This window comes from Pontibacterium sp., assembly GCF_041587635.1.
Taxonomy (GTDB): Bacteria; Pseudomonadota; Gammaproteobacteria; order Pseudomonadales; family Balneatricaceae; genus Pontibacterium.
In genome coordinates, this window is the sequence record NZ_JBFGYC010000350.1 from 1 (window position 1) to 4382 (window position 4382).

Consider the following 4382-nt stretch of genomic DNA (forward strand, 5'->3'; position numbering starts at 1 on the left):
ATCATCTTGGTCTGGTTGTAATCGTAGTGTTTGTAGCGTGCCATCCGTTGCACCATCAGCGGTAAAGTTCTGTTGATCGATTGTAACGGGAATCTATCCCATGAACCAAGGGCTACGGGACTTATCCGACAGCCTCAACGCATCTGTTAAGGGGAAATTTAGTTCACGTAAAAGGCAGATTGATGTGTTAATTGACCACAGACATGACACAGACAATCGCAATCGAATCATCATTGACGCTAAAGTTAAGAAACGGCGCATTGATGTCAACGGTGTGGAAGCTTTTCTTGGATTGATGGAAGATGTTGGGGCAACACATGGATATTTAGTTTGTCCTAACGGCTATACGAAATCAGCGGAGCGTAGAGCGCAAGAGGTTGTTTCACTACGATTATTACCGTTGGACAGGCTGGAGAATTTTGACCCATCTACATGGCCTTCTTGTAGCGCAACATCACGCTGTAAAGGAAAAGTATTCTGGGATGGTTACCCTTCAGTAGATATTTTTTTGGCTCCGCTTCAAAACGATTTCCATTCGACAAATATGGTCTCCTACATTCATTACGTGGGCAAGTGTGATAAGTGTCGTAATTTTCACATCAAGTGCCTTGCTTGTGGCTGCGTGCTTACTCCTGCATATGACGATGAGGAGGATGTCGGTGCTCAATGTCAGTGTAAAATGCCTTGGTTTTGGCTAGCCTCGATTGAAAGTGACGCTGATGGTGTTCAGTCTGCTGAGCTTCATCTAATTGAAGGTGTAAAATCGAGCATCAGGACTGTGAGTCGAAGAGCATTGTAAATAGGGAGCATTCAGCTAACAAGCGCATGTTGTCGGACTAGTTTTCCGCTGTGCTTCAAACTAGTCGTAAATGCGGACGTTATACCGAAGAGAATCTAATTCTATGCCTCAATCCGATCCAGCGAAAATCATGACCTTTACATCGCCGAAAGATCTCGGCCAGTGGCTCAAGGTGAATCACGCCACCGAAACTGAACTGTGGGTAAAGATATTCAAGATAAAGACAGGGATACCGAGCGTCACTTGGGACGATGTCGTGGTTGAGGCGCTTTGCTGGGGCTGGATCGATGGCGTCAAGAAATCAATTGATGACCAAGCCTATCTCCAGCGGGTCACTCCAAGAAAGGCGCGAAGCAACTGGTCGAAAAGGAACAGAGATCATGCGGAGCGTTTGATAAGTGAGGGCCGGATGACGGAGTCGGGACTCGTGCAGGTTCGTGCTGCCAAAGCGGACGGTCGTTGGGAGAATGCCTATACGGCGAGTGAGATGAAAGTGCCGGCTGATTTCCTCGATGCACTAGAGAGTAGGCCGAAGGCGAAACAGTTTTTTGAGACGCTCACTAAGTCGAGTCGTGATGTTATCGCGCCTGGATTGATAATTGCGAAGAAACCCGAGACTAGGCGAAGGCGGTTTGAAAAATTCATGGACATGCTTGTTAATGAAGAAAAGCTTAGATAAGTGGAATTAACCAACTATTCCACGCCGTATGGCGAGGATTTGCACTACTAAATTATGAAGCTCCTCATACTCCTCATCGCGCTACTACCGTCGTTTACTTTCGCTAAAGTGAGTACTTGCTATGGTACGACATCATCCGGAAGGCTGGAGAATGGCGTCCGGCTTCCTGCTGCTGGAAAGAACTACACCGGGTATAGCTCAGTCGCACGTTTGGCGGGCCGAACATACGTTCATTCCTCGGTGAAAGAGATCATCGTACAGGCATACAAAACACTAGAGACAGAGCAGCCCAAAAAGGTCTTTAAGTACGCAGAAACAGGCTTTGAAAATGGAGGTAAATTCAAACCCCACAAAACCCACAGGAACGGATTGTCGGTAGACTTCATGACGCCCGTGACAACGTCTCAAGGAAAGTCCGTCCACCTATCTACGCATCCACTCAACAAGTTTGGTTACAACATCGAATTTGATGAAGCAGGCAAGTACGATGATCTCACAATCGACTATATCGCCTTGGCCGCCCACATAGTGTCACTGCACAAGGCAGCAAAAGCGCAAGGCCACGATCTATGGCGTGTCATTTTTGATCCGAAGCTTCAGCCACATTTGTTCACAACAAAGTACGGAAACTATCTGAAAGAAAACATCCAGTTTTCAAAAAGACGCTCTTGGGTCAGGCATGACGAGCACTACCATGTTGATTTCGCAATTCCGTGCGAGTAAGAGCACTAACAAACAGATCAAGCTTCGCCAGCTTTGAGGCTGGGGTCTACGACGACAATCAGTCTTCAACTTCTTATTTAAAGTGTTATGTGTCATGGAGGATAATATGAGACGAGTATTAGGTTTAGTTCTTTTAAGCTTCTTATCTTTTTCAACCTACGGAGAAGATATCGAGCTATTTACTAGTAGGTCTGCTGATACTGTATATTCGTATACCATTCCTAGTTCCAAATTAGCAGGAATGCCACGGTGGAACGCACAAGATCGTCCTCCGCTTTCTATTGATGAAGCTATCTCAAAGGCAACTGAAAGTGTCAAAAAAAGACACTCAAAATTTGATGGTTTTAAAGTTTTTTCGATCGATTTGAGGATGGTCTCCTGGCCAATAAAGCACCAAAGTATCTGGTATTACCATATTGGCTTTCGCCCTAGTATTGATGGTCATGAGCTAACTGTTGGGCACTATAGTTCAGTCGTTCTTATGGATGGTTCGACTATAGAGCCTATGATCAAAGAAACTTAAAACATTACAAACATAAATGGGGTCGGGGGGAAGTTAGTTTTACTAGCTTCCTTCGGTAGTTCTGAGCCTTTGCGGGTTCAATCTGGAATATTTATGAAACTCATTAGAACACTACTACTGGTCACAAGTGCTTTTCTGACCTCGGCCTTTGCCTATGCAGAGAATGATGTTCGCGTCGAATACGCCAAGCCCGAAGGTGCAGTCGAAACAGCCATAAGCAAAGAGCTGAAGACATCTAACACAATTGGATCAGTTACTACCTTTATTGACGGTTACTTTCAGTTACCGGAACCGCTGGTGTTCTTTATCGGGGGGGAAGAGGGGCCTTTGTATGATGGGGCAGAAAACAGAATCCTGATCCCGTATTCCTTTGTTACCGAGATCAAAGAGCGGTTTTCGCAGGCAAACTATAAGGAAACGGGTGTAACCGCAGAGGAAGCGACCAAAGATGCGCTGATGCATACGCTGTTTCATGAGTTTGCCCATGCAGCCATCGCGATCTATGAGCTGCCGGTATTGGGTAAAGAGGAAGATGCAGCCGATGCGTTGGCGACGATTCTGCTGATCGAGTTTTTCGATGATGGACAGGAGATTGCGCTGAGTGCTGCTGACCTGTTTGATTTGGAAAGTGACGACCGGGATACACTCGGGGATGAAGATTTCTGGGATGAGCATAGCTTAGATGATCAACGGTATTTCAGTACGTTGTGTCATGTGTACGGTAGCGATCCCGCAAAATATGTGGCGATCCTTGAAGACGGTGCGCTTTCGGAAGAGAGGGCGGAGCTGTGTATTGAAGAGTATGAATATACGACGCAAAGCTGGTTTAAAGTGTTGGCACCCCACATTCAGGACAACACGGCGGGCTAATTTGGCATAGAGGTAAGTTGGCCTTAATGGGGCCGCGACTATGTTAAGGATCATTTTTATACATAGGGTTTGAGGCGTAAGCATGTGCGGGACGCTCATGGCAGGAGCTTTACGATTTTTGGCCCTGACGATTAAATCTACTGTGATCCAGTTTGCCTGCAGTTATCCCTGTGAACCTACAAGAGGCCTCAACACGTTGTCTGAAGTGTTGAGGCCTTCGTATTATTCTTGTTGTTGTCGGATTTCCGTCACCGTTTTATACCCAATCCCCCAGTTATCAGTAGACACCTCGTCGATAACGACAAACGTAGCTTTGGGGTCTTTGTTCAGTACATCCTGTAACAGTTGCGTTGTGCCCTCGATCAGGGCTTTTTTCTCTGCCGCAGTCACGTTTTCATCGGTCACTTTAATGTTTACGTATGGCATGGGGTGTTTCCTCGTCTAAGAATGTTTGAATAAGGTCGGCAAAAAACTCAACTGAATTCGATCCCACTACCAACTGATCCTGATTGAAAATAAAGGCCGGAATGCTCTGAATGGACAGGCTTTTAGCCCGCGCCTGTTTGGCTTGGGTTAGTGCAATGATTTCCTCTGAGCGAATGGCCGCTTCCGCTTCGTTTGCATCCAGTCCTGCTTGTTCAGCCAACTCGATGAGTACGCCTGTGTCGCTGATATTTGCACCCTGAGAGAAGTAAGCACGCTTGAGGTGCTGGTTCAGGATGAGGTGTTTGTCGAACGCCTCTGCCCACTGCAGCAAACAGTGTGCTTTGAACGTGTTGAAGTAGTGG

The 4382-nt window shown here is 46.4% G+C and carries 7 protein-coding genes; 5 read left to right on the forward strand and 2 right to left on the reverse strand.

The genetic code is table 11. From position 1 onward, the window contains the following. Positions 1 to 100: 100 nt before the first annotated feature. The 5 genes from ABYW01_RS15175 (at position 101) to ABYW01_RS15195 (ending at position 3594) form a co-directional block, all read left to right on the forward strand. Positions 101 to 799 carry a restriction endonuclease gene (locus ABYW01_RS15175; protein WP_372834214.1) on the forward strand — a complete coding sequence of 233 codons (699 nt, stop codon included), beginning with the start codon at positions 101 to 103 and terminating at the stop codon, positions 797 to 799. Between the two features lie 103 nt (positions 800 to 902). Then, positions 903 to 1478, forward strand: a complete 576-nt coding sequence (locus tag ABYW01_RS15180; RefSeq protein WP_372834216.1) for a YdeI family protein — start codon at positions 903 to 905, stop codon at positions 1476 to 1478. 54 nt (positions 1479 to 1532) lie between these two features. Beyond that, positions 1533 to 2201: a penicillin-insensitive murein endopeptidase gene (locus tag ABYW01_RS15185; protein ID WP_372834217.1), complete on the forward strand. Its 669-nt coding sequence runs from the start codon at positions 1533 to 1535 to the stop codon at positions 2199 to 2201. 106 nt (positions 2202 to 2307) lie between these two features. Beyond that, positions 2308 to 2724 (forward strand): hypothetical protein, encoded by a 417-nt coding sequence (locus tag ABYW01_RS15190; protein ID WP_372834219.1) that lies wholly within the window; start codon positions 2308 to 2310, stop codon positions 2722 to 2724. 93 nt (positions 2725 to 2817) lie between these two features. Next, complete coding sequence (locus tag ABYW01_RS15195) at positions 2818 to 3594, forward strand: DUF4344 domain-containing metallopeptidase (protein WP_372834222.1); 777 nt, start codon at positions 2818 to 2820, stop codon at positions 3592 to 3594. Between the two features lie 222 nt (positions 3595 to 3816). On the opposite strand, the gene ABYW01_RS15200 is transcribed toward ABYW01_RS15195, so the two are convergent. Together ABYW01_RS15200 and ABYW01_RS15205 are read right to left on the reverse strand one after the other, a co-directional pair. After that, positions 3817 to 4020: a 4-oxalocrotonate tautomerase family protein gene (locus tag ABYW01_RS15200; RefSeq protein WP_372834223.1), complete on the reverse strand. Its 204-nt coding sequence runs from the start codon at positions 4018 to 4020 to the stop codon at positions 3817 to 3819. Continuing rightward, a partial coding sequence (locus tag ABYW01_RS15205) for a DsbA family protein (protein ID WP_372834226.1) occupies positions 4001 to 4382 on the reverse strand: 382 nt, incomplete at its 5' end. The genes ABYW01_RS15205 and ABYW01_RS15200, both read right to left, overlap by 20 nt.